The 21,317-nt window shown below is 57.6% G+C and carries 16 protein-coding genes and 4 pseudogenes; 4 read left to right on the top strand and 16 right to left on the bottom strand.

Annotation, left to right across the window (positions count from 1 at the left end):
- Positions 1-145 precede the first annotated feature (145 nt).
- The gene (locus tag SD70_RS36030) at positions 146-256 is read right to left on the bottom strand and encodes a DUF4023 family protein (RefSeq protein ID WP_156158023.1); all 111 of its coding nucleotides are present in this window, start codon (positions 254-256) and stop codon (positions 146-148) included.
- A gap of 174 nt (positions 257-430) precedes the next feature.
- Here SD70_RS36030 and asnB point away from each other — a divergent pair, with 174 nt between their 5' ends.
- Positions 431-2,275, top strand: coding sequence for an asparagine synthase (glutamine-hydrolyzing) (asnB, locus tag SD70_RS14410; protein ID WP_041048238.1), 1,845 nt, complete (start codon positions 431-433; stop codon positions 2,273-2,275).
- Between the two features lie 1,030 nt (positions 2,276-3,305).
- Here asnB and SD70_RS14405 read toward each other — a convergent pair.
- The 6 genes from SD70_RS14405 to SD70_RS14380 all read right to left on the bottom strand — a co-directional run bounded on the left by SD70_RS14405 (position 3,306) and on the right by SD70_RS14380 (position 8,133).
- A complete protein-coding gene (locus SD70_RS14405; RefSeq protein WP_041048237.1) occupies positions 3,306-4,163 on the bottom strand; it encodes an SDR family oxidoreductase in 858 nt (285 codons plus the stop codon).
- Between the two features lie 5 nt (positions 4,164-4,168).
- Entirely contained in the window at positions 4,169-4,801 is a 633-nt protein-coding gene (locus tag SD70_RS14400; RefSeq protein WP_041048236.1) for an XTP/dITP diphosphatase, read from the bottom strand.
- Positions 4,785-5,591 (bottom strand): ribonuclease PH, encoded by an 807-nt coding sequence (gene rph, locus SD70_RS14395; protein ID WP_231571217.1) that lies wholly within the window; start codon positions 5,589-5,591, stop codon positions 4,785-4,787. Before rph ends, SD70_RS14400 begins: the two co-directional genes overlap by 17 nt.
- A gap of 274 nt (positions 5,592-5,865) precedes the next feature.
- Positions 5,866-6,921 (bottom strand): GerMN domain-containing protein, encoded by a 1,056-nt coding sequence (locus tag SD70_RS14390; RefSeq protein WP_041048234.1) that lies wholly within the window; start codon positions 6,919-6,921, stop codon positions 5,866-5,868.
- 250 nt (positions 6,922-7,171) lie between these two features.
- Complete coding sequence (locus SD70_RS14385; protein WP_052487442.1) at positions 7,172-7,906, bottom strand: phosphatidylglycerophosphatase A family protein; 735 nt, start codon at positions 7,904-7,906, stop codon at positions 7,172-7,174.
- Positions 7,873-8,133, bottom strand: a complete 261-nt coding sequence (locus SD70_RS14380; protein WP_041048232.1) for a hypothetical protein — start codon at positions 8,131-8,133, stop codon at positions 7,873-7,875. Before SD70_RS14380 ends, SD70_RS14385 begins: the two co-directional genes overlap by 34 nt.
- A 173-nt stretch (positions 8,134-8,306) precedes the next feature.
- On the opposite strand from SD70_RS14380, the gene SD70_RS14375 reads away from it, so the two are divergent.
- The gene (locus SD70_RS14375) at positions 8,307-8,672 is read left to right on the top strand and encodes an ASCH domain-containing protein (protein ID WP_052487441.1); all 366 of its coding nucleotides are present in this window, start codon (positions 8,307-8,309) and stop codon (positions 8,670-8,672) included.
- A gap of 16 nt (positions 8,673-8,688) precedes the next feature.
- Positions 8,689-9,126, top strand: a complete 438-nt coding sequence (locus SD70_RS14370) for a DUF2269 family protein (RefSeq protein WP_041048231.1) — start codon at positions 8,689-8,691, stop codon at positions 9,124-9,126.
- A 2-nt stretch (positions 9,127-9,128) separates the two neighbouring features.
- Here SD70_RS14370 and SD70_RS14365 read toward each other — a convergent pair whose 3' ends face one another.
- From SD70_RS14365 to SD70_RS14325, 9 genes and pseudogenes are all read right to left on the bottom strand, one after another.
- Positions 9,129-10,109 (bottom strand): MBL fold metallo-hydrolase, encoded by a 981-nt coding sequence (locus SD70_RS14365; protein ID WP_041048230.1) that lies wholly within the window; start codon positions 10,107-10,109, stop codon positions 9,129-9,131.
- Positions 10,110-10,302: 193 nt separating this feature from the next.
- Complete coding sequence (locus SD70_RS14360; RefSeq protein WP_052487440.1) at positions 10,303-10,995, bottom strand: PIG-L deacetylase family protein; 693 nt, start codon at positions 10,993-10,995, stop codon at positions 10,303-10,305.
- Between the two features lie 51 nt (positions 10,996-11,046).
- On the bottom strand, positions 11,047-12,051 hold the full coding sequence (locus tag SD70_RS14355; RefSeq protein WP_041048228.1) for a zinc-dependent alcohol dehydrogenase family protein: 1,005 nt from the start codon (positions 12,049-12,051) through the stop codon (positions 11,047-11,049).
- Between the two features lie 20 nt (positions 12,052-12,071).
- Positions 12,072-14,575: pseudogene (locus SD70_RS14350) on the bottom strand (beta-mannosidase).
- A gap of 10 nt (positions 14,576-14,585) precedes the next feature.
- Positions 14,586-15,647, bottom strand: a complete 1,062-nt coding sequence (locus tag SD70_RS14345; protein WP_041048227.1) for a BtaManbiosPhlase — start codon at positions 15,645-15,647, stop codon at positions 14,586-14,588.
- Between the two features lie 14 nt (positions 15,648-15,661).
- Positions 15,662-16,605, bottom strand: a pseudogene (locus tag SD70_RS14340) (MTP-1 family protein).
- A gap of 16 nt (positions 16,606-16,621) precedes the next feature.
- Positions 16,622-17,461, bottom strand: a complete 840-nt coding sequence (locus SD70_RS14335) for a carbohydrate ABC transporter permease (protein WP_041048225.1) — start codon at positions 17,459-17,461, stop codon at positions 16,622-16,624.
- Positions 17,448-18,329, bottom strand: coding sequence for a carbohydrate ABC transporter permease (locus SD70_RS14330; protein WP_041048223.1), 882 nt, complete (start codon positions 18,327-18,329; stop codon positions 17,448-17,450). Before SD70_RS14330 ends, SD70_RS14335 begins: the two co-directional genes overlap by 14 nt.
- Positions 18,329-19,659: pseudogene (locus SD70_RS14325) on the bottom strand (extracellular solute-binding protein). The gene SD70_RS14330 and the pseudogene SD70_RS14325 overlap by 1 nt, the downstream one beginning before the upstream one ends.
- A gap of 378 nt (positions 19,660-20,037) precedes the next feature.
- On the opposite strand from SD70_RS14325, the pseudogene SD70_RS14320 reads away from it, so the two are divergent.
- Positions 20,038-21,059, top strand: a pseudogene (locus SD70_RS14320) (LacI family DNA-binding transcriptional regulator).
- Positions 21,060-21,317: the final 258 nt, after the last annotated feature.

Below are 21,317 nucleotides of genomic sequence, written 5' to 3'. Positions count from 1 at the left end.
AACGTATTTCTTCTCTCCTTGGCGTTAAGCTGGCGGTGAGACGCCCGGCACGTTGCTCAACGTTACTCCTCCGACTAACGCCTCGGCGTTAAGCTGGCGGTGAGACGCCCGGCACGTTGCTCGCCTTACACCTCCGGCTTAACGCCTAGTGCTTGCTGGGGAGCCTTTTCTCAGGGTGCTTGTTGCCGCGGGTCGCTTGATTCCGCTGCGCGTTCAGCTGTTTCCGATGCAGCCTGCTGATAAAATGGCTATCCATCTCGAGCCCTCCTAGAGAAGAATAGTCTTGCCCCGTTACTATACCCGCACCGGAAAGCCGCGATACCGCAGCCAAATTGGGCGTTCTTTCGCGGTGGACAGACATTTTCCAACACGGCGGCGCATACCCTTTATCATCTCGAAATGTACCTACTGGGGAAAGGGATGAACGTCAATGTGCGGAATCACGGGATGGATCGATTGGCGTAAAGATTTGACACAATACCCGTCCGTTCTCGTCAACATGACGGAGACGCTGCAAGCGCGCGGACCGGATGCTTCCGGCACATGGTTATCGCAGCATTGCGCCCTCGGGCACCGGCGGCTGAGCGTAATGGATCCGGAGAACGGGGCGCAGCCCATGATTCGCAAAGTGGGTGACGCAACGTATACGATCGTATATAACGGTGAGTTATATAATGCACCCGAGCTGAAGCGGGAGCTGGAGCAGCGAAGGCACCGGTTCAAAACGACGTGCGACACGGAACTGCTGCTGGCCTCTTATATCGAATGGGGGCGGGCTTGCGTCGAAAGGCTCAACGGCATTTTTGCGTTCGCCGTATGGTGCGATCAGGAGGAGGAGCTGTTTCTTGCGCGCGACCGGCTCGGTGTGAAGCCGTTGTTCTACGCACACCTGGACGGCGCCTTCCTGTTCGGCTCGGAGCCGAAAGCGATTTTGGCGCATCCGGATATGAAGGCCGAGATCGGAGCCGAGGGGCTCGCGGAAATTTTCGCTATCGGTCCTGCGCGGACACCGGGGCACGGCATATACCGCAACATGGCGGAGCTGAAGCCGGGGTACTGCATGACCGTGAACCGCGGCGGGGCAAACGTGCGGGCGTACTGGAAGCTGGAAAGCAAGCCGCATGAAGACGATGTGGACGAAACAGCACGGACGATCCGCGAGCTGCTGCAAGACACGGTCATTCGCCAGCTCGCCTCCGACGTGCCCGTATGCACGCTGCTGTCCGGCGGTCTCGACTCGTCGGCGCTCACGACGCTGGCCGCAAACTTTTACAAGGAAACGGGCAAAGGCGTGCTGCACACGTATTCCGTCGATTACAAGGACAACGACAAGCATTTTAAGGCGAACGCCTTCCAGCCTAACGCCGACGCGCCGTGGATTCACCGCATGAGCGAGTTTTTGGGGACGAACCATACGTATGTCGAGTTCGATACGCCGGATCTGGTGGATTCGCTGAAGGCCGCCGTCTATGCCCGCGATACGCCCGGCATGGCCGATGTGGACGGCTCGCTTTACTTGTTTTGCGGTGAAATCAAGAAGGGCGCCACAGTGGCGATTTCCGGCGAGGCGGCGGACGAAGTGTTCGGCGGCTATCCGTGGTTCCACCGCGAAGATGCGCTGAACGCCGCGACGTTCCCGTGGTCGCTTGCGCTGCAGGGACGGATCGATCTGCTGCATCCCGAATTCGCCGACTGGATCAAGCCGCGCGAGTATGTCGACCGCCGCTACGCCGAAGCTTTGGCCGAAGTGCCCCGGCTCGCCGGCGAGACGGGACAGCAGAGCCGGATGCGGGAAATGTCGTATTTGAACATCACTCGGTTCATGCCGACGCTGCTGGATCGTAAAGACCGGATGAGCATGGCGGTCGGCCTCGAGGTGCGGGTGCCGTTCTGCGATCACCGTCTCGTCGAGTACGTCTGGAACGTGCCGTGGGAAATCAAGACGGCCGGCGACCGGGAAAAAGGCATTTTGCGCCGGGCGCTGCGCGGCATTTTGCCGGACGACGTGCTGACCCGCAAAAAAAGCCCGTACCCGAAAACGCACAACCCTGCCTATGCCGCAGCGGTGCGCGCATGGGTGCTCGACATTTTGGACGACGCTTCCTCCCCGCTTCATTCGTTTATCGATGTCCCGAAAGTGCGCGCGCTGGCGGAAACGGCGGACGAAACGTTCAACCTGCCGTGGTTCGGCCAGCTCATGAACGGGCCGCAAATGTTCGCCTATTTGGCCCAGGTCGACGTCTGGCTGCGCACGTACAAAGTGTCCATTCAGTAACGGGGTGGGGCGATGGAACTGCGGTGAGGGTTATGCGGTTCGTACTTGGGGGACATCCGGCGCAGGTGCGAGGAAAGCGAGTAGTGAAGCTGCCGGGCCTAAGGCCGGTCGGCTTTTGGAAATGCCTCCGCAATTGCTCTAGCAGCAACTGCGGAGGCATTTTTGTGTGGTAGGCTGCTGTAGTTGCTCATATGGCAATTGCGGAGTTGGTGAGGGCCAACTTGCCTGGGTAAGGCACCGCAAGTGCTCTAACGGCAACTGGGGAGGGTATTTTGCGGGATATGGCTACTGTAGTTGCTCAAAAGGCAATTGGGGAGTAAGCAAAATTTGCCTCCACAAAAACACCTTAGAGAAATCACGTTCGGAATGCGGAACACCAAGTGAAAGCGGAACGCTTGTCCCATAGAGCATTTCACTGAGCTGGGTATAACTCCTTGGTGCAAACTTTATCATAACGGATATTTTGTCTTCTACTGCCGATAGTCGAGAGATTCGCCAAGGGCCTAACAGCACTTCTCATCGTTAGTACCGACACAGCAAGAAAGCTCAGTTAGTCAACAGCGAATTTTTTCGCTAATTTTCGATTTCCATGACGCTGTCTTGAGCGGATATTCAGACTTTTTCGCTTAACGCCAGAGGATTCCATAGGCAGCGTACAAAATTCGTTGTTAGCGTATATTGGGGCGCTAACTGAAGTTCTACGCCTTTTGATTCCAAATTAACGTCCTCATCATCTCTGCATAAAGAACTTGGGCTTATCGAGACCCCCCCCAGCTTTAAGCAAACTTGGGCTTAACATAGCTCCCAGTTTCACATGGCCTGAGCATTCCGCCAACTGCAACCGAGGACCACGCAACAGACGTTCCCAACCTAACTGGGATGCCGCAAAACGAGCGGCCAAACTAAACTTAGCGTAGCAAACATGTTCTCCAATGCGCAGGAGCCAGAGCGGACGCCAAACGCTACACAAACAGCAAAAGACCGTTAGAGCCGCTCCCTGGCTCCATAACGGTCTTTTTGCACTTACCACTTACCGCCAGCAGTCGGCGTAATCGCGCACGTACTGCTCGAACGTCGTCGGCTTGCGGCCAAGCAGCGCTTCGAGTTCAGGCGTGACACGCTTGGCGAGGCCGAGCTTGGTTGTGAAGTACAGCGCCACCATCACGTTCACGAACTCGCGCGGCATGCCGCGGCACATCATTTCCCGCCGGAATGCGCCGGCTGACGGATTGGAATACGTGATCGGACGGCCGAGCACGCTTGTAAAAATGGCCGCCGCTTCGTCAAACGTCAGCGCAGCGCCCCCCGTTAACGTGTAGCCGTGGTGCGCATATCGCTCCGGGTCGCAAAGAACCGCCGCCGCCGCCTCGCCGATGTCGCGCGTATCGACGAACGATACCGGCGCCTTTCCGGCCGGGATGAAAATGTCGCTCCGTTCGCGAATGTCGGCGCAGTGCGCAGTGTTCAAATTTTGCATGAAGAAGCTGGGCCGCAAAAAAGTGTACGGCACACCGGAATTTTTCACATATTTCTCGATGCGGTAGTGAGGAGGCAGCGGATTGCGCTCAATGCCGAGCAGAGACAGGAACACGATGTGGCGGACGCCGCGTTCCTTCGCCCGTTGAATGAACGGCATCATCGGCTTCGGGTCGGCGATGGTCGGGGGCCGGAGAAGAAACAGCCCCGACACCCCGTCCAGCGCCCGGTCGAACGTCGCCGGCTCGAGAAAATCAAAGCGGACAAGCTCGACACGGCTTCCCCACTTCTCCCTCGCCTTCTCTGCTTTCGTCACTGCCCCGCGTACGCTGGCACCCCGGCGCAGCAAGTGCTCGGCGACGAATTCCCCGACGTTTCCCGTAATTCCCGTGACCAAAACCGATGCCGACATGCTTCTCACTCCTCCCAGAACGAGATCATTTGGCGAAGGGCCTGCGCCCGGTGGCTGACGGCGTTTTTTTGCTCCGCCGTCAGCTCCGCCATCGTCAGCCCGAACTCCGGCAAGTAAAAATGCGGATCGTACCCGAACCCGTTCGCACCGCGCGCATCCGCGACGATTGCCCCGGCGCAAACGCCTTCGGCGGTCCGCACGCGGCCTCCGGGCTCGGCGTACGCCAGCGCGCATACGAACCGCGCCGCGCTCAGCAGCGCAGGCCGCCCGGCTTCGGCCGGGGCCAGCAGCGCGCCGCGCCGCTTCAGCTCGGCGATCAGCTTCGCATTGTTCGCCGCATCGTCCGCCGGCTCGCCGGCGTAACGGGCCGAATAGACGCCGGGCGCGCCGTCCAGCGCGTCCACGCACAGGCCCGAGTCGTCCGCAAGCGCCGGCACGCCGAGCGCGGCCACGACCGCGCGGGCTTTGATGAGCGCGTTGGCGGCGAACGTGTCGCCGTCTTCGACAATGTCCGGGAAGCGGTCATAATCGTTCAGCGATCTCACTTCCCAGCCGAGGGGCTCAAACAGCGCCGAAAATTCCCGCGCCTTGCCGCGGTTTTTGGTGGCGACGACGAGCGTCTTAGTCGCTGGCCGCATCGCTTCCGCTCCTTCCGCCCGCGGATTTGCGCTGCCTGGACGCATCTCCTGCAGATGCGATGCGGTTCGCGATCGGGCCGAGCACCTTTTTCTGCTCTTCGATCGCCCGCCCGATGCCGATTTCGGCAAGGAGCAGCAAATCGTCGAGCTCGCTCCGGGAGAACGGCGCTTCCTCGCCCGTCCCTTGAATTTCAACGAACTTCCCTTCGCCGGTCATGACCACGTTCATATCCACTCTGGCGTTAGAATCTTCTTCATAATTCAAATCGAGAATGGGCGCTCCTTTCACGATACCGACGCTGACGGAAGCGAGAAAATCGGTGATCGGGTAGCGGGCGAGCGGCTTTTCCTTGGACAGCTTCTCGATGGCGAACGCCAAAGCCACGAACGCCCCCGTAATCGACGTCGTGCGCGTTCCGCCGTCCGCTTGGATGACGTCGCAGTCGAGCGTAATCGAACGCTCGCCGAGCGCTTCCAGATCGATGACGGCGCGCAGCGCCCGCCCGATCAGACGCTGAATTTCCATCGTGCGTCCGCCCAGCTTGCCTTTCACCGCCTCGCGCTGATTGCGGACTTGCGTCGCGCGCGGCAGCATCGAGTACTCGGCAGTTACCCAGCCTTTGCCTTGTCCTTTCAGAAACGGAGGCACCCGCTCCTCCACCGTAGCCGTGCAAATGACCTTCGTTTCGCCGACCTCGATCAGCACGGAGCCTTCCGCATGCTTATTGTAATTAGGGGTAATTTGGATCGGACGCAGTTCGTCTTGTCCCCGGTTATCGCTTCTCGCCACTGTTGCGCTCATCCTTTCTTGCTACCTCGGAAAGTATAAGCGGCGCCTAAACTTTCCGATTCCGCTGCGGCAAACGCGCTCGTCCCGGAAGGACGGCGTAAGCCGTTGATCCTTGTAGCTCTCTACCATTGTAGCAAAGCGGGAATGGAAAATCGAACGTCACCCCGAAAGCAGCAAAAGGAGCCTCGCCTGAAACGTTTCGCCGCCGGTTTGCGCCGCAGCGTTGTCGCAGATTGGGCTCCTTTTGGGTTAAGTCGCGGAAACGACTCGGGGATTACATCGGCGCCGGGTTCAAATGATCCGGCCGCGTCACCGGTTTGGCATACGACTGCGCATCGGTGGACGTCACTTTCGTGTCGCCGTTCACCTGAATTTGCACTTTCGCCGCGCCGGTATTTTCGGTGAGCGACAAGATGACGGACTGCAGCGCGTCGGCCGGCGCTTTTTTGTCTTCGCCCAGCAGCTTGTCGGAGAAGTTGACGGTGGCCACCTCGCCGTCGATCTTCACGTCGCTCTTCAGCTCCAGCGATGGCGCCAGCGCGGAGACGAGACCTTTGCTCGCGTCGTCGCCCGGCCCCTGAATGAGCTGGTCGATGACCGCTTTCGCGATGTCGTCTGTGCGCTGGATGAGACGGGTGACCGGCACGAAGTACGGATAATTTTGATTCGATTTATTGATAAAATATAGCGTCACAGGAGTGGAGCGGCCGTAGTCGACGCCTTGTCCTTTCTCGATGTTGATGCCCATCGCCCGCGTCAGCGGTTCGTCAAGCGGGGTGCCGTCCTGCGGCATCTCCTTCAAGAGCGTCCCCTGCACCTTCACTTGCACTTGCTGGATCGACGGGAAGCCGGTCAGCGTCCAGGTGATCGCTTCGAGCATTTTGCGTTCGTCCTGCGGGTTGTAGTCTACGAATTCTTTGCTGAAATCGACGGTCGCCAGCTTATCCTTTACGTCGACGGACAGCTTGACGCCTTTCGGCAGCGGCGCCGTGAAGCCTTCCGGCAAAAGGTCTGCGACAGGCCCGCCGTCGACCATGTATTGCAGGGCCGTAGTCGCCACCGACGGCGATTTCGGCAAAGGCAGCGTGACCGGGGCGATAAAGCCGTTCCTGTCTTTCAAATAGACCGTCGTTTGCATCGAATTTTTGACGTCGACTGGTTTTGCAGACGCCTGTACGGCGCTTACGTTCGGGGCCGTGCCCCCGTCTGTACCTGCGGGCGGAGGATCGATTTGCGATTTCTGCCCCAGCCCCAGCATCGAGCAGCCTGAAGCGAGCAACACGAACGCCCCCGTAACGGCTCCCCATTGAATCCATTTATACGGTTTCATATTGTCCTGTTCCTCCTCGGTTCCGTGGTAGTACATGTGTATGTACGCCTTGTCCGCTTTAGTACGGATTGTCCGAAAAAAACGGCCAAGCCGCAGCTATGCGCTGCCGCGGCCGGCCGGGGAGGAACGGATGAATCAGGCTGTCCGGGAAAGGCGGAGCGGAGGAGGGATGCGGGCCGGAGATCGCAGCCAAAGACCCGCTCCGAATCCGCAGCACAGCCATACTTTCCCGCGGTGCCGATCCATCTTTTTATTTCAACGGCTTGCTGTATTTCGGCGTATTGTTGTGGGCCAGACGGCCGCACGCCGCCGCCGCGATGCCGCATACGATGTCGTCGATGAACGTATTGCATTTGCCTGCTTCGTGATTGCTGTCCAGCTCGGCGATCACGCCGGGCTTCGCCTTGTCGAGATAGCCGAAGTTGGTGATCGCGATCGTGCCGTAAAGAAGCGGAATGGCGGAAGCCACGCTTTCGTCGACGCCGAACAAGCCTTCGTCCTGGCCTACCGTATAGTTGTACTGCTTGCTGAACTCTTCGGCCTCGACCGCCGTATCGATTTTGATGGCGAGCTGAATGGCGTGGAACGTTTGCTGCTTGCGGAGAACGCCGAGCACGTGCTCCTCGCACAGCTTGCGCTCCATGTCCGGATTGTACGGCCGCTGCAAGCCGTCCACGATATCGACGATCTCCTCCAGCTCGACGCCGCGCGAAGCGAGCAGCTCCAAATTGCGCTGCGTATAGTCATCCTTCACGCTGTCCGAGAACACGGCGCTCGCCGCGCAAGCGACGATTGCGCACACCCCTTTGGACAAAAACGACTTGGGCCGCTTGCTCGGAAAAAAAATGCGGAATTTGCAGTCCACGAACCCGAACAGCGAAATCGCGCCGCTCCCGTACATGCCGCAAATCGACATCGCCATCGTGCGGTGCACGTTATAGGAAGGATCCTTCATGCTGGCAAGCAGCTCATGATCGTGCCGCACTTTTTTTCCAGCTCCATAAGCGTCGTCATTACATTGTACGTCTCCGTCTTGCTGAGAACGCCGAACAGCGCGTCGGTAATCGCTTCGGTCGGAATTTTCCTGATCCCTTTCACTTCCACTAGCAGGCGCGCCACCGCTTCTTCCAGAGCCGCTTGCGGGTACGAACGGAACAATTCGGTTTGAAACTCCTGAAAAATTTCCGCTTTATCTTTTAGAAAGCTTCTCATCTCTCCGCCTCCTGTTATTGCTCGTGTCGTTGTTCGCTCATTATATCATAATCATCCGGCCCCTCGTCAGCTTGGACTCTCCGCGCAAGCGCCAATAATGTTTGGGGCATTAGCGTTTTGTAGGGTATACTGGAAAGCGGCAAAATGATCAGGAAAAAGGAGGATACATAGCCATGAACGATTCCAATCTCCCTGAATCCCGCGAGGGAGCCGGCCTGCCGCCGAAAACGTGCTCGATCGACCGCCTGGTGACACGGGCTGCGGACGTGGACAAAGTGCTGAGCGGCGCGAAAACGGCAACCCGCCGTAACGGCCGGTACGCCGATGTCGGCGAGATCATGGAGTTGCAAGGAGAGCGCTTTGAAGTAACGAAAGTGTACCGGCAATCGCTCGGCGAGCTGACGGATGCCGATGCAGCGGCGGAAGGGTTCGGGGACGTGGCGGCTTATCGCGACAGCATATTGGCGCTTCATCCGGGAATGCCGTGGCTGCCGCATATGCAAGTGTGGGTTCACGAGTTCCGGAAGGTGCAACCCTGAGTAGAGGAGGGCTGCAGTGCTCTATTCGGTGCTGCTGTACGTGCATATTTTCAGCGTCATTGTGTCCATCGGGCCGTACTTTGTACTGCTGCCGATGCTTGCCAAAATGCGTGCGGAACCATTCGAGACGCTGCAGGTATATTGGGCCTCATTTACGTTCACGGTGAAGCTGACGAAGCATGCCGGGCATGTGCTCATCGCCACCGGAATCGCGCTCGCCTGGCTCGGCGGATGGAGCTGGCGCACGCCTTGGATCGCCGCGACCGCGCTCGTGCTGCTGGCGTCGCTGTTGTTCCTGGCAAGAGCGTTCTCGCCGCTGCTGCGCAAGCTGCGCGCGCCCCATGACAACCGCACCGAGCTCGTAAACAAGCTGCGCCGGGCGCTGCTTGTTTACTTGTTCGTGCTGCTGCTCATGATGTGGTTCATGGTAGCAAAACCGTCGTTCGGACTTTAGCGTTACTTGCCTGTCGCCCGGAACTGCCACGTTCCGTCCGCCGCCCGTTTGCGGACAGCGCGCCCTTCCCCTTCGAGATAGACGAGATGCGCCAGCGTTTCGGCCAGCGCAAAACGAAGCTGGTGGACGGTAAGCCGCTCGCCGAACACCGAGAGGCACAGCGCATAGGCGCTGAGCGGCTCGCCGAGGCGGCCGAGCATAAGCTCGAGCCGCTCCTCGTGATGCGCGACGAGCTCCAGAGCGCGCTCGGTAAAAGCGGCGAACGGATCGCGGTGGCCGGGGAAAGCCCGTTCGACCGGCAGCTGCGCGACTTCGTGCAAGCTCAAGAGGAACGAAGCGAGCGGGTTCTCTTCGACGCCGGGCATCCATGCAACGTTGGGCGATATGTGCGGCAGCACGTGATCGCCGCAAAAGATGCGGCGCTTGGCGGCATGGTAGAAGCATAGATGGCCGGCGGCATGCCCGGGCGTATGGATTGCTCGGTACAGCTCGCCGCCGAGCCGTACCGTTTCCCCCGGTTCCAGGAACGTTACGCGCGGCTGCGGCGTCACTTGCGCCACGAAGCTGTCCATATGCGCTTCCATCGCCCCGCACATGTCGATGTCCATGCCGTGTTCGGCAAACAGCGCCGTTAGCGCATCCGTCATCGCCGCCCGCTCGCCCCACAGCAGCTGCGACAAACGATGGCCGAGACTGGACATCAGCACCGGCGCGCCGCTCCGCTCCTGCATCCACCCGGCCAAGCCATAGTGGTCCGGGTGATAATGCGTCAGCACGATGCGCTCGATGTCGCGGTAGCCGACGCCCCGCTCCCGCAGCGCCTCGTTCCAGCATTCCTCCGCCTCCGCGGTGTGCAGCCCCGGGTCGATAACGGTATAGCCGCCGCTCCCCTTGATCATATACGCATTCACCCACCGCAGCGGAAAAGGCAGCGGCACCTTTACTTGCACAATCTCGTCCTCATGCTCAATCACATGCTGCATTTCGATTCTCCTATCTGTCATTGCTTGTGAGTTCCGATCTTTTTATTATGCCACAAAACGAGGGCCGTTGGCTGCTCGCTTCCTTAAGAAGGCCACGTGAACGCAAAAAAGACAGCCCGCTATCGAGCTGTCTATCCCGTATTCGCCAAAAGTCCGCACTCAGTACTTCTTCAGATTGGAATATACCTTCGCCCTATATCGTCAAGCTTGTGCGATACACCTTACGGAACGTTTCCCGCCGCAGCTCCGCTTCCGAAGCGGCATTCGCCCTAAGCCAGTTCAAGTACTTCGTTCCGAACGGCTCTCCGTCCGTGCCTTGGCTGGCGTGAGCGTCCGCTGCGCGCAGCTTCCGCTCCCATGTGGCCGCAACATCGACAGTGTAATTCGGTTCGTCGGACCAGAACAAATACACTTCCTGCGGCTTGCACGGCATGAGCCCTGCAGCGGCATGCTGCGGAAAGTACCAGCAGCCGTCCGCCAAATACGCCGCTTCGGCCGCCAGCATGCCGACGGTGCGGTGATCGGGATGGAACTCGTACTTGCGCCAAGGATCGAAGGTAATCAAAATATCGGGCTTTTCCTCGCGGATGGTCCGGTAGATCCGCTCTTTCAGATCGGGGCTGTCCGCAAGCGCCCCATCATCGTAATCGTACCGGATCAGCTTGCTCACTCCCAGCGCTGCGCATGCTTGCTCCATTTCCCGCACGCGCATTTGCGACAGCATCTCCGGCGTAACGGCCGGATCGTGCGTGCCTTTGTTGCCGTTCGTCGCTACCGCCACAACGACCCGGTGCCCCTCTTCGGCCAGCTTGGCGATCGTTCCGCCGCACGCCGTTTCGTCGTCGGGATGGGCAATGACGACCAGCACGGTCCATCGTTCCTGCATACCGCTCCCGCTCCTTCCTATTTCAACCCTGTCAACGTAATCCCTTCAATTTTAATATAGAATAACGCCTTTGGTTACGTTCATTTGCGGGTATCGCGCCATGATGTCCGGGACGTCCTCAAGCGAGAAGCGATGGCTGATCAGCGGCTCGACCTGCACGATCTTGCTTCGGATCAGGGCGATCGCATCCTCATGCGTATGCGGGTTAATAAACGAACCGGTCACGCGGAGCTCCTTGGCAAATATCGCAAACGGCTCCACGGCAATTTGCGTATCCGGCGAAGCGACGCCGAACAGCAGCACTTGCCCGCCTTTGGCTGCAGCATGGAAGGCGAGCTCCATCGACTCTTTGCGCCCGACGCATTCGATGACGACGTCGGCGGCATTTTGCAGCGCTGCTGCGGCCCCCGGGTCCGCAGGGGACACGGCTTCCGTTGCGCCAAGCTCGAGCAGCTGCCGGTGCTTCTCCTTGACCGGTTCGCTGACGATAATTTTCGCTGCGCCCTGCATGTTTACCAGCTGCAGGAAAAGCTGGCCGATAAAGCCGCCTCCGATGATAAGCACGGTGTGCACGGGACGGACGTCGATTTTGCGAAATCCGTGCAGCACGCAGCCGAGCGGCTCGACCATCGCGGCTTCGGCGAAGCTCATCTCGTCCGGAATGCGGTAGCAGTTGGACGCCGGAGCCGTGCACAGCTCGCCCATGCCCCCGTCGCGGGTGACGCCGACGCTTCCAGCCGGTCGCACAATGCGGGAGCCGCCACGGCAGTAGCGGCAGCCGCCGCAATAAATGTTCGGGTCGACCGACACCCTGTCGCCGGGGGAGAGCGACGTAACGGCCGCGCCTGTTTCCACTACTTCGCCGGCCAGCTCATGCCCGAGCACGATCGGCGGCGTCACCGCGGCGGAACCCGGATTGCCGTGGTAAATGTGCTGATCCGTGCCGCAAATGCCGCAGCTTTTCACCCGAATCCGAACCTCGTCCGGCTTCAGGCCGGGCGTCTGCCAATCCGTTACTTCCATGCGGTGCTTGCCTCTCAGTACCGCCGCTCGCATATCGCTTCAGCTCCTTCGCTTCAAATGCTGTTGATCGCGGTTACGGCAAGCGAGTCCCACGGAATCGGCTTGCCGTCTGCCTGCGTAATGCGAATCTTCTTCGTCACATGCGGGAGCAAGTCGAAGAAATTGTCGTCCATCACGAGCCGCTCCGCGTCGAGCTCGATTTTGACCATGCGCGCGAAACGGCTCGCCGTGACGGACAGCTCCTGCTTCTGCTCATCCAGCTCAATTATAAGCTGTGCCGCGGGAAACTTCATATCTTTGTGATCGCGGAAATAGTAGAAGTTATCTTCAGTTTGACCGGTGAGCGAGCGTACGACGCAGACGGCAGAAGCCGGATCGAGCCCCGCCAAAGCTTCTTGCTCCGCGATCTCCCCCAGCATCGCCGAATCGTTCGGCGCTACCGAGACGCCATACTTCTTCGCAAACCGCACGTTCCCGTCAAAATCGTACACGGCCAGCTCCACCGTATCTTCGCAGGCTTGCAAACGGTCGTTCAGCGCCCACAATTTCAAGCCGCGGCCCGGATCATGCTGAACGGTCAGCAGCACAGGGCTGAAAAACTTGCGGGCATAATGGTACGACGCCTTCGGCAGACCGTAGTAATCGATCGCCGACCAGCTCGTGCCCGGCCAGCAGTCGTTCAGCTGCCAGAACAGCGCGCCGCTCGTGCCCGGTCGGTTTCTGCGGTAATGCTCGATGCCGTATTTCAGCCCTTCCGCCTGCGTCAGCTCGAGAAGTTGATGTACTGCTCCATATTTTGCGGAATGCCGGTGTAGCCTTCCATCAGCATGATGCCTTTGAGATGGTGGATATCCTTGTTGCGGTACGCCATTTCGTCGCTGCCCCAGCAGAAGCCGTCAGCCGGGACGTTGCGCTTCAGCGTGTAACGGTTGGCGGAGGCGTGCATGCCGAATTCCGATGCGAACTTGGTCGTATCGCGGGCGAAATTTTTGAAGCTGATGCCCTCGATGCTGTAATCCTGCACCTGCGGCTGCCCGAACACGCGCGGCTCGATGTTGCCGTGCCACACTTGCCAATTGTGCGTATCGCCTTCGTCGCGCGAGTTATGGTCGTTACCGCCGTAAGGGGAACTCGGCCAAAACAGCCGCGTCGGGTCGAGCTGCGCGAGCAGCTCGGGCATCAGCTCGTGATAAATTTTCTCGCCGTAAAACGGATCGCTGATTTCGCCGGACGAATAGAGCGCCTCGTACAGCCAGTCGTTCTCGTTGTTCCCGCACCAGAGCGCGAGGCACGGGCGAGAGCGCAGCCTTTTGACGACAGCCGTCACTTCTTCGCGGACGTTCGCCATAAAGTTTTTGTTGTAGTCGGGGTACAAGGCGCAGGCGAACATGAAGTCCTGCCACACCAAAATGCCGAGCCGGTCGCACTCGTCGTAGAACACGTCTTTCTCGTAAATGCCGCCGCCCCAGACGCGCAGCATGTTCATGTTGGCGTCTTTGGACATTTGCAGCAAATGCTTGTAGCGGGAATCCGGCGCCGCAGCGACGAAGCTGTCGATCGGAATCCAGTTGGCGCCTTTGGCGAACAGCTTCACGCCGTTCAGCACAAAGGTAAAGCTGTGGTCGCCCTTCTCGTCCTTCAGCTGAACTTCCAGCGTGCGGATGCCGAATTTGCTCGCATGCTCGTCGACCGGCTCGCCGTCCGCGAACAGCCGCACGCGCAAATCGTACAGCTCGGGCGTGCCGAGATCGTGCGTCCACCAAAGCTTCGGACGATCGACGCGAAGCGCTAAGGCCGCCCGGCCGCCTGCGACTTCTACTTTTGCGGCCGCGATCGCCGCGCCGCCGTACGAGAGCTGCACTTCCGCTTCAAGCAGCTTGCCTCTCGCAAACCGGGCGATTTCCGCATCGACATGCACGACAGCCTGTTCCTGGTTGGCGGACTCGGTCCGGGCGTACACATGGCGAATCGCCGCGTGCTTCTTCTTCCGCAGGTGCACCTCTTTCCATATGCCGGCGCAGACGAAGCGCGGTCCCCAGTCCCAGCCGAACTGGCTTTGCGATTTGCGCGTCCAGATGCGTTTTTTGCTGAAGCCCGACCAGTAATATTTCACTTTTTCCTGCACGTGAACGGCGATGGGGTCGAACTTGACCGCCAGCACGTTTTTGCCGCGCTTCAGTTCGCGCGTCACTTCAAACGTATGGCTGATGAACATGTTGTCGGTCGAGCCGAGCTCGACCCCGTTCAAATAAACGGTCGCATACGTATCGAGCCCCTCGAATTCGAGCTCCATCCGCTCGCCCGGCAGCAGCTCGTCCCGCCATTCGAATACCGTCCTGTACCACCATACTTTTTCTTCCACCCAGCGGCATTTTTGATCGTTGTGGCCGAAGAACGGATCGTCGATGATGCCCCGCTGGATGAGCGCGGAATGAACGTCGCCGGGCACCGCGGCCGTCATCCAAAAGTAATCGATATAGTCCGGGGACGCCACTTCCAAATCTTTCGCTTCGCCTACCGCGAAATCGCGAATTTTCCAGTTACAGTTCAATTTCATTTCGTAACCCCTAGTTGTAAGTCAAGCTGTCGAGTATTTCTTGCAGGCTAAGCTCGGCGCAGGCCATGGACGTGTCGGCCACGCCGTAATACATTTTGACGACATCACCCTCCACGGCCACGCCGCAGGAGAATACGACATCGCCGAAAAAGCCTTCCTTCTCGTACGGAGCGTCCGGCTCGAGAATCGGCTTGTCGGAACGCGCGATAACCTTCGTCGGATCGTTCAGATCGAGCAGCAGCGCGCCCATGCAGTAGCGGTGCTCCGCTGTGGCGCCATGGTAAAGCTCCAGCCACCCTTTGTCCGTGCGGAACGGCACCGCGCCGCCGCCGATGCGAGCGCTGTCCCATTTCCCGGGACGAAGTCCGGCCAAATGGCGGTGATTGCCCCAATACAGCAAATTGTCGGATTCGGCGATCCAAATTTCCGGCATGCCGATGCTTTTCGTCGTAGGGCGGTGCAAGGCGTAATATTTGCCGTTCACCTTCTCCGGGAAAATCATAACGTCCTTGTTGTCCGGGCAAAATATCATGCCGTGATGGTTATAGCTGACAAAATCCGTGGTGGACACCATCGATTCCCCGATCCCGACCGGAGAGACGGCGGAGAAATAGACGTAGTACGTATCGCCGATCTGGGTCACGCGCGGGTCTTCGATGCCGAAAGTCTCCTGCTCATTGGACGGATAAACGAACGGCCCGTCGTCGATCGTGAAGCGGTGGCCGTCTTTGCTGCGCGCAATGCGGATATAAGATATCGACGTCAAGTAAGCGAACCCTGCGCTCTGCGTCTTGTCGCGAATGACCCGCGGGTCGGAAAAATCGTACCGCGCGTCGTCTTTGCGCAGCTCGATCAGCTCCAGCTTCTTCGCCTTCGGATCGTATACCGGGGCGAGCACAACGTTCGGATCGGGGCTGACCGGACGTTCGGCCACGCGGAGCAGCATCAAAATTTCGTCCTTATATTTGGCAATGCCGGCGTTAAACGCGCCGATCACCTCAAAGCCAGGATGATAAGGCTTCACGTCGGCAGGCGTAATCAACGGATTTTCTTCATAGCGGTATACGTTCATGCTGTCTGAGCTCCTTAGCGTTCGTATTGGAGGAATGGATCAGGAATCGTAATGCGGTGCGCCTCGGCGTCGCTGATTCCGGCGTACAGATCGGCCGTGCCGTCGGACTTTCGGACCAGCCCGCCGCTGAAAACGACGTCGACCAAGTCCGGACGCTTGGACGCCCCCGGCAAAAAGTCGGCGCGAACCGCAATCAGCTGTATGTCGGAATATTCGCCTGTCGCCGGATCAAGCGCAAAAACCATCGGATAATAGTGGCGATTGCCTTCGTTGTCAAAAGATGCGATATGTCCGAGCACACCGATCAGGCCGCCCTTAAGAAGACGCGGTTCATTCGCTCCGCCCCACTCGGCGTCAACGAACTGCCCCGCGAGCAGAGGCGTCTCGTCGATGAGCTGCTGCGTCAAATGGGCGAGAGACGGAATGCGGCTGAAGCCGATTTTGCCACGCCCCCCCTTGTCGCCCTGAGGCTCGTAAACACGCCGATGCTGCCGTCCCGCAGCTGTACCAAACGAAGGTCCTTCATCCCGTCCGGCCCTTTGAAGAACGGCTGCAGCTCGGCGACACAGCTGCCTTTGTAGAACACAGTGCGCCAGGCGAGCGCATTGTCAAGAGCAGGATGCGGATAAATCTGCACGCCGCCGAGCACGAGCTGCCCGTCGATGCGCGTGAAGAAAGGGTCCTGCAGCGTCAGGCGCGGCGCCCCTTCGCGCGGCACCCACCGGCCGCCCCGCTCGACGAAAAAGACGATTTCCGAATGCTCGCTGTCGCGCGATTCTACCCGGCCTGCAATCACAAGCTCGCCATCGTCCTCGAAAGGAGCGGTAATGTTATATACGTCTTTGTCTCCTACTTCCGCGAACGCAAGCTTGACCGGCGCGGCAACCGGCCGCCCTTTCTGCTTGTATTCCCGCAGCAGCGCCTCGCACGTTTTCACTTCGGATTTGCTGAGCTTAATCAATGAAATGGCTCCTTTATTTCAGACTGAACTGCATGCCCTCTTTGAATTTCTTGCTATAAATCAAAAATATGATCACGATCGGCAGCGTTAGAAGCACGGAAGCCGCATACATCGGACCGGGATATGCGCCATACGGACCGAACATTTGCGACAGCAGCACGTTCAGCGTCAGCATGCCGTCGCTGCGCACCACGATCATGTCCCATAGCAGCTCCGTCCACCGCTCCATCAGCAGGAACAGGAAAATGACCGTCGTGATCGACTTCGACATCGGGACCATAATTTTGTACAGGATTTGCAAATCCGTCGCCCCGTCCAGCTTGGCCGCTTCGATAAACGCCGTCGGAATCGCTTTGAAAAAGTTCGTGTACATGAAAATCGCCCACAAGCTGACCGCCTTCGGGATGATCATCGCCCAATACGTGTCGTACAATCCAACCTTCTGAATAACGAGAAAGTTCGGCACGAGCAAAATGATCGCCGGAAAAAACATCTGGAACAAAATGACGTTGTTCACAAAGCTTCTGCCGCGGAACTTCACTTTGGCCAGCGCATACGAAACCATCACGCCGAACACCATCATCAGCAGCGTCGAAGCGAGCGATACGAAGACGCTGTTGAAGAAGGCGTGCAGCCAAGGCCTCGGTACGCCGGATTCGCCGCCGGTGAAGAGCCATATATACGATTTGAGCGTGTAGGACGTCGGAATCAGCTTGCGGTCGACCTGATTCCAGGCTGCGAACGAGCTGAGCACCATGTACAAATACGGGAACACCATGACCAGCAGCAGGGCGGTAGCGACGATATAGCGGACCGTTAAGCGGAATTTGCTCCTGTCGTTAGACCCAACCATTGCGCTTCCCCCACATTTCCAGCAATTTTCGGATGATATAGATGGAGATGAACGTCACGACCGAAGCGATGATCGCAACCGCCGACGCATAGCCGGCCTGCAAATTTTTGAACGCCTGGTTGAAAATTTCCATCTGCCACGTGTTCGTCGCGAAATTCGGACCGCCGCCGGTCAACTGATACACCTCGGTGAAAATGCCGAACGTCACGCCAACCGACAGGATGAGCGTCGTATAGATCGCCGGGTACAGCAGCGGCAGCGTAATCGTCCAAAACCGCTTCGTTTCCGTTACGCCGTCGATAGCCGCGGCTTCGTACACTTCCTTCCCGATGCTTTCCAGCCCCGAAGTGAGAATGAGCCCGTAGTAGCCGATAAATTTCCAGGCGATGATGACGGACACGACCATGAGGGCGGAGAACGGAGAGCCGAGCCAATTGATCTTCAGTCCGAATTGCTCCCTGAGAAACACGTTGATCGGGCTGCTGTACGACAGAAACCCTTTGCCGATGAGCGATGCGACGACACCGGAAGACAAATACGGCAAAAAGAACCCGACCATGTAAAAGCTTTTGAAGCGCGGCAGCCCTTGGATCAATACCGCCACGACGAGCGACATGACCGTGACGAGCGGCACGAACACGACCATGAACTTGAAGGTGACAAAAAAAGCCGCTCGAACGGCCGGGCTCCCAAGCGCCTTGATGAAATTGGCAACGCCGACGTTTTGATAATCGGGAGAGATGAGGTCCCAATTCGTGAACGCCAAGTATAGCGACCAGGCGAGCGGCACGACAAAGAAGACGACCGCAAAAACGAGGTACGGGCTGGTGAATAACCAGCCCAGCCCGTTATTGTTTTTGGTACCCATTACTTGAGTGCCCCTTCGATCGCTTGCTTCATGTCGTTCCAGCCGGTTTGCGGATCTTTCTCTCCTCTGACAACCGGATTCAAACCGTTCTGGCCGATCATCGTTTGCAAATCGTTATACTTGGCGTTGTCCATAGGCGGCACCGCATAAGGCACGTAGTCGGCATACATCTTCAAAGCAGGGTTTTTGTCCAAAATCGGTTTAAACGCGTCGTTCTTCGTCAGGTCGTCGCGAGCCGGCGGCAGGTTCGTTTTCTCGAACCATTGCGCGTCATGCTTCGGATCCGAGTAGACCCACTTGATGAAATCCATCGCCGCTTGCTGCTTTTCTTTCGGCGCGGAAGCGTAAATGACAAGGCCTTTCGTATCGGCAAAAGTTTTCGGATGATCGGTCTTCACGTCGTCCGGCACCGGAGGCGCAGACAGCGCGAACGTCTCGCCAAACTTCATCTCCGGATACTTGTCCGCCCACGTATTGAACGTCCACGGGCCGAGGTCGGAGAATACGCTGACGCCGGTTTCGAACGGATCCGTTACGTTTTCGGCGAGCAGCGCCTTTTCTTTGCGCAAGTTGTCGAAGAACTGCAAAGTAGCCACGCCGGCTTTGTCGTCGCCAACGAACTTGCTGCCTTCGATGAACTTGTTGCCGTCGGAAGCGGCGTTGTAGATCATGAAGAAGTCGAACCATCTTTTCCAAGCGGTCGGGTCAGCCAAATCGCTTTCGCCCATACGTATTTATCCGGATATTTCGCTTTCAGCTTCTTGGCCAAATCGAGCACTTGGCTGTATGTTTTCGGAGGCTCATTGAAACCGAGCTGCTTCAGAATATCGATTCTCCAGCCGAACAGCATGGCGTTGGAGTAGATCGGCAACACGTATTGATGGCCGTCGGCAAACTTCCACGAGCCGATCGTGCCCGTCATGTTCCGTCCGGAAACGACGTCGTTCCAGTTCGGCAGCGTATCGAGCGGCACGAGCGCTTTGCTGTTCGCCAGCTGCGCGGCAAAGCCGCGGGATATGTTCTCGGACATCGTCGGCGCGCTGCCGCCGGCAATGGCGGACTGGATGTTCGCTTCCGAGCTCGGCGTTTCTTTCATCGGGCTTACGTTAATTTTCACCTTCGGGTTGACCGATTCGTACTCCTTCGCAATAGCGGTCCAGTAAGCTTGCTGCGGAGGGTTCGGAGACGCCCAGAACTCGATTGTGGTCACGCCGCCTCCCGCTTGTCCGGCAGGTTGCTGCTGCTGCGCGCCCCCAACTTTCGTTGAGCAAGCTGCCAACATCGAAACCGTCATCGTTACTGCCAATAGCCCAGCGATTTTCTTTTTCATAGCCTTGCGAGGCCTCCTCCAAGTGTGATTGAAGCATAAGGGCAATCAAGCGCTCGATCCCCAAAATGACAATAATGTTGTTATGTCACGTGATTTAAAATTACTTTATAAGGGTGAAAGCGCTTGTAACAACATTATTTACGAATTACTTACAAAAGTCAACATCATTCTCGCAATGTTCACAAGAAAATCAAACCACCTCGACAAATGTTGTTTTATTTTCGATTTGCTTATATAATGTTTGTAATTGCATTTAGTAACGTTACTTTCATCTTTCGCTTGACGCTATAATAATATTTAGCTAGTTTTGTGATAAACCGTTGCCGCATCCTGAATCTTCAAAGTCGGCAGTCCTCGAGAAAGGTACAGTGGATACGAATGAAAAATAAAGTGACCATGCAGGACATCGCGGATCAATTGAACATATCGAAAAACTCCGTCTCGCAAGCGCTGACCGGCAAAGCGGGCGTAAGCGAACAGACGCGCAAGCTCGTTCTCGAAACCGCCCGGCAGTTAGGTTACCTGTACCCGGAAGGCCGCTTGAAAAAACCGCTCAACCGCTCGGGCAACATCGGGCTGATCGCTTCGGAGTTCGCGTTTGCCCAGAAGAGCTTTTTTGGCGAAATCTATTTGTCCATCGAACAGGAAACGTCCGCGCGCGGCATGAATTTGCTCATCCAATCGATTAACGGGCAGGCCAAAGACAATCTTGTTCTTCCCACTTTTGCGCAAACCATGCAGTCGACGGCATTTTCGTGCTTTCGCACATCAGTACGGAATACATCAATGCGGTGCTGGACACAGGCATTCCCACCGTCCTCATCGATCACCATCACCCGAAAATCGAGGCTGACTGCATTCTTACGAACAATCGCTTTGGGGCGTACGAAGCCACTCAGCATTTGGTTGAACTCGGCCATCGGGACATCGGGTTTGCCGGCAACATCGGATTTTCTCCTAGCTACTACGAACGGCTGGAAGGCTACAGGATGGCGCTCGAAGATTGCGGCATTGAGCCGGATCCCGATTTTATCCTTAAGGATGTATCCGACGCGCTTGACCAAGGAGATGCCGTCTATGATCGGTTATCCCGCATGAAGCGGATGCCGACGGCATGGTTTTGCTCGAATGACGGCCTCGGCTTTCTGTTTCATTCCAATTTGCAGAAGCTGGGCTTCAAAATTCCGGACGACATATCCGTCTGCAGCTTCGATAACGGGCAGTTTTCGCGCATCACGACACCGGCCACGACGAGCGCAGCCATCGATTTGACGCTGTTCGGCAAAAAAGCCGTCGAGCAGCTGTTTTGGCGGATGGCCCATCGGGATGAGCCCCATGTGGAAATCCTGCTGCCGACCGAATTGATGATCAGACAATCCACCGCCGCACCGCGCAAATAAGAGCGCAAAGGGCCAGGCTTACGTTCCTCCAGGAACGCGAGCCTGGCCCTTTTTGCTTCTCAGTTAGAGATGGGAATAACATGCGAAAGTTAAATTGATTCCCGGCAATTATTAAGATTGTTTGATATTTTTGCCGAATTATGTTGGCGAATTGCAATCCGTTGGCCTATTAAGGCGTCCCCCATACCGCCCTGTTATTTGTCGAAATCATTGGTATATTTTGTTTTATGACCTTTTTTTACCATATTTTTAGCCGGT

Origin of the sequence: Gordoniibacillus kamchatkensis, assembly GCF_000829455.1 — a bacterium.
Lineage (GTDB): Bacteria > Bacillota > Bacilli > Paenibacillales > NBRC-103111 > Gordoniibacillus > Gordoniibacillus kamchatkensis.
This window is presented reverse-complemented; position numbering and strand designations above follow the sequence as displayed.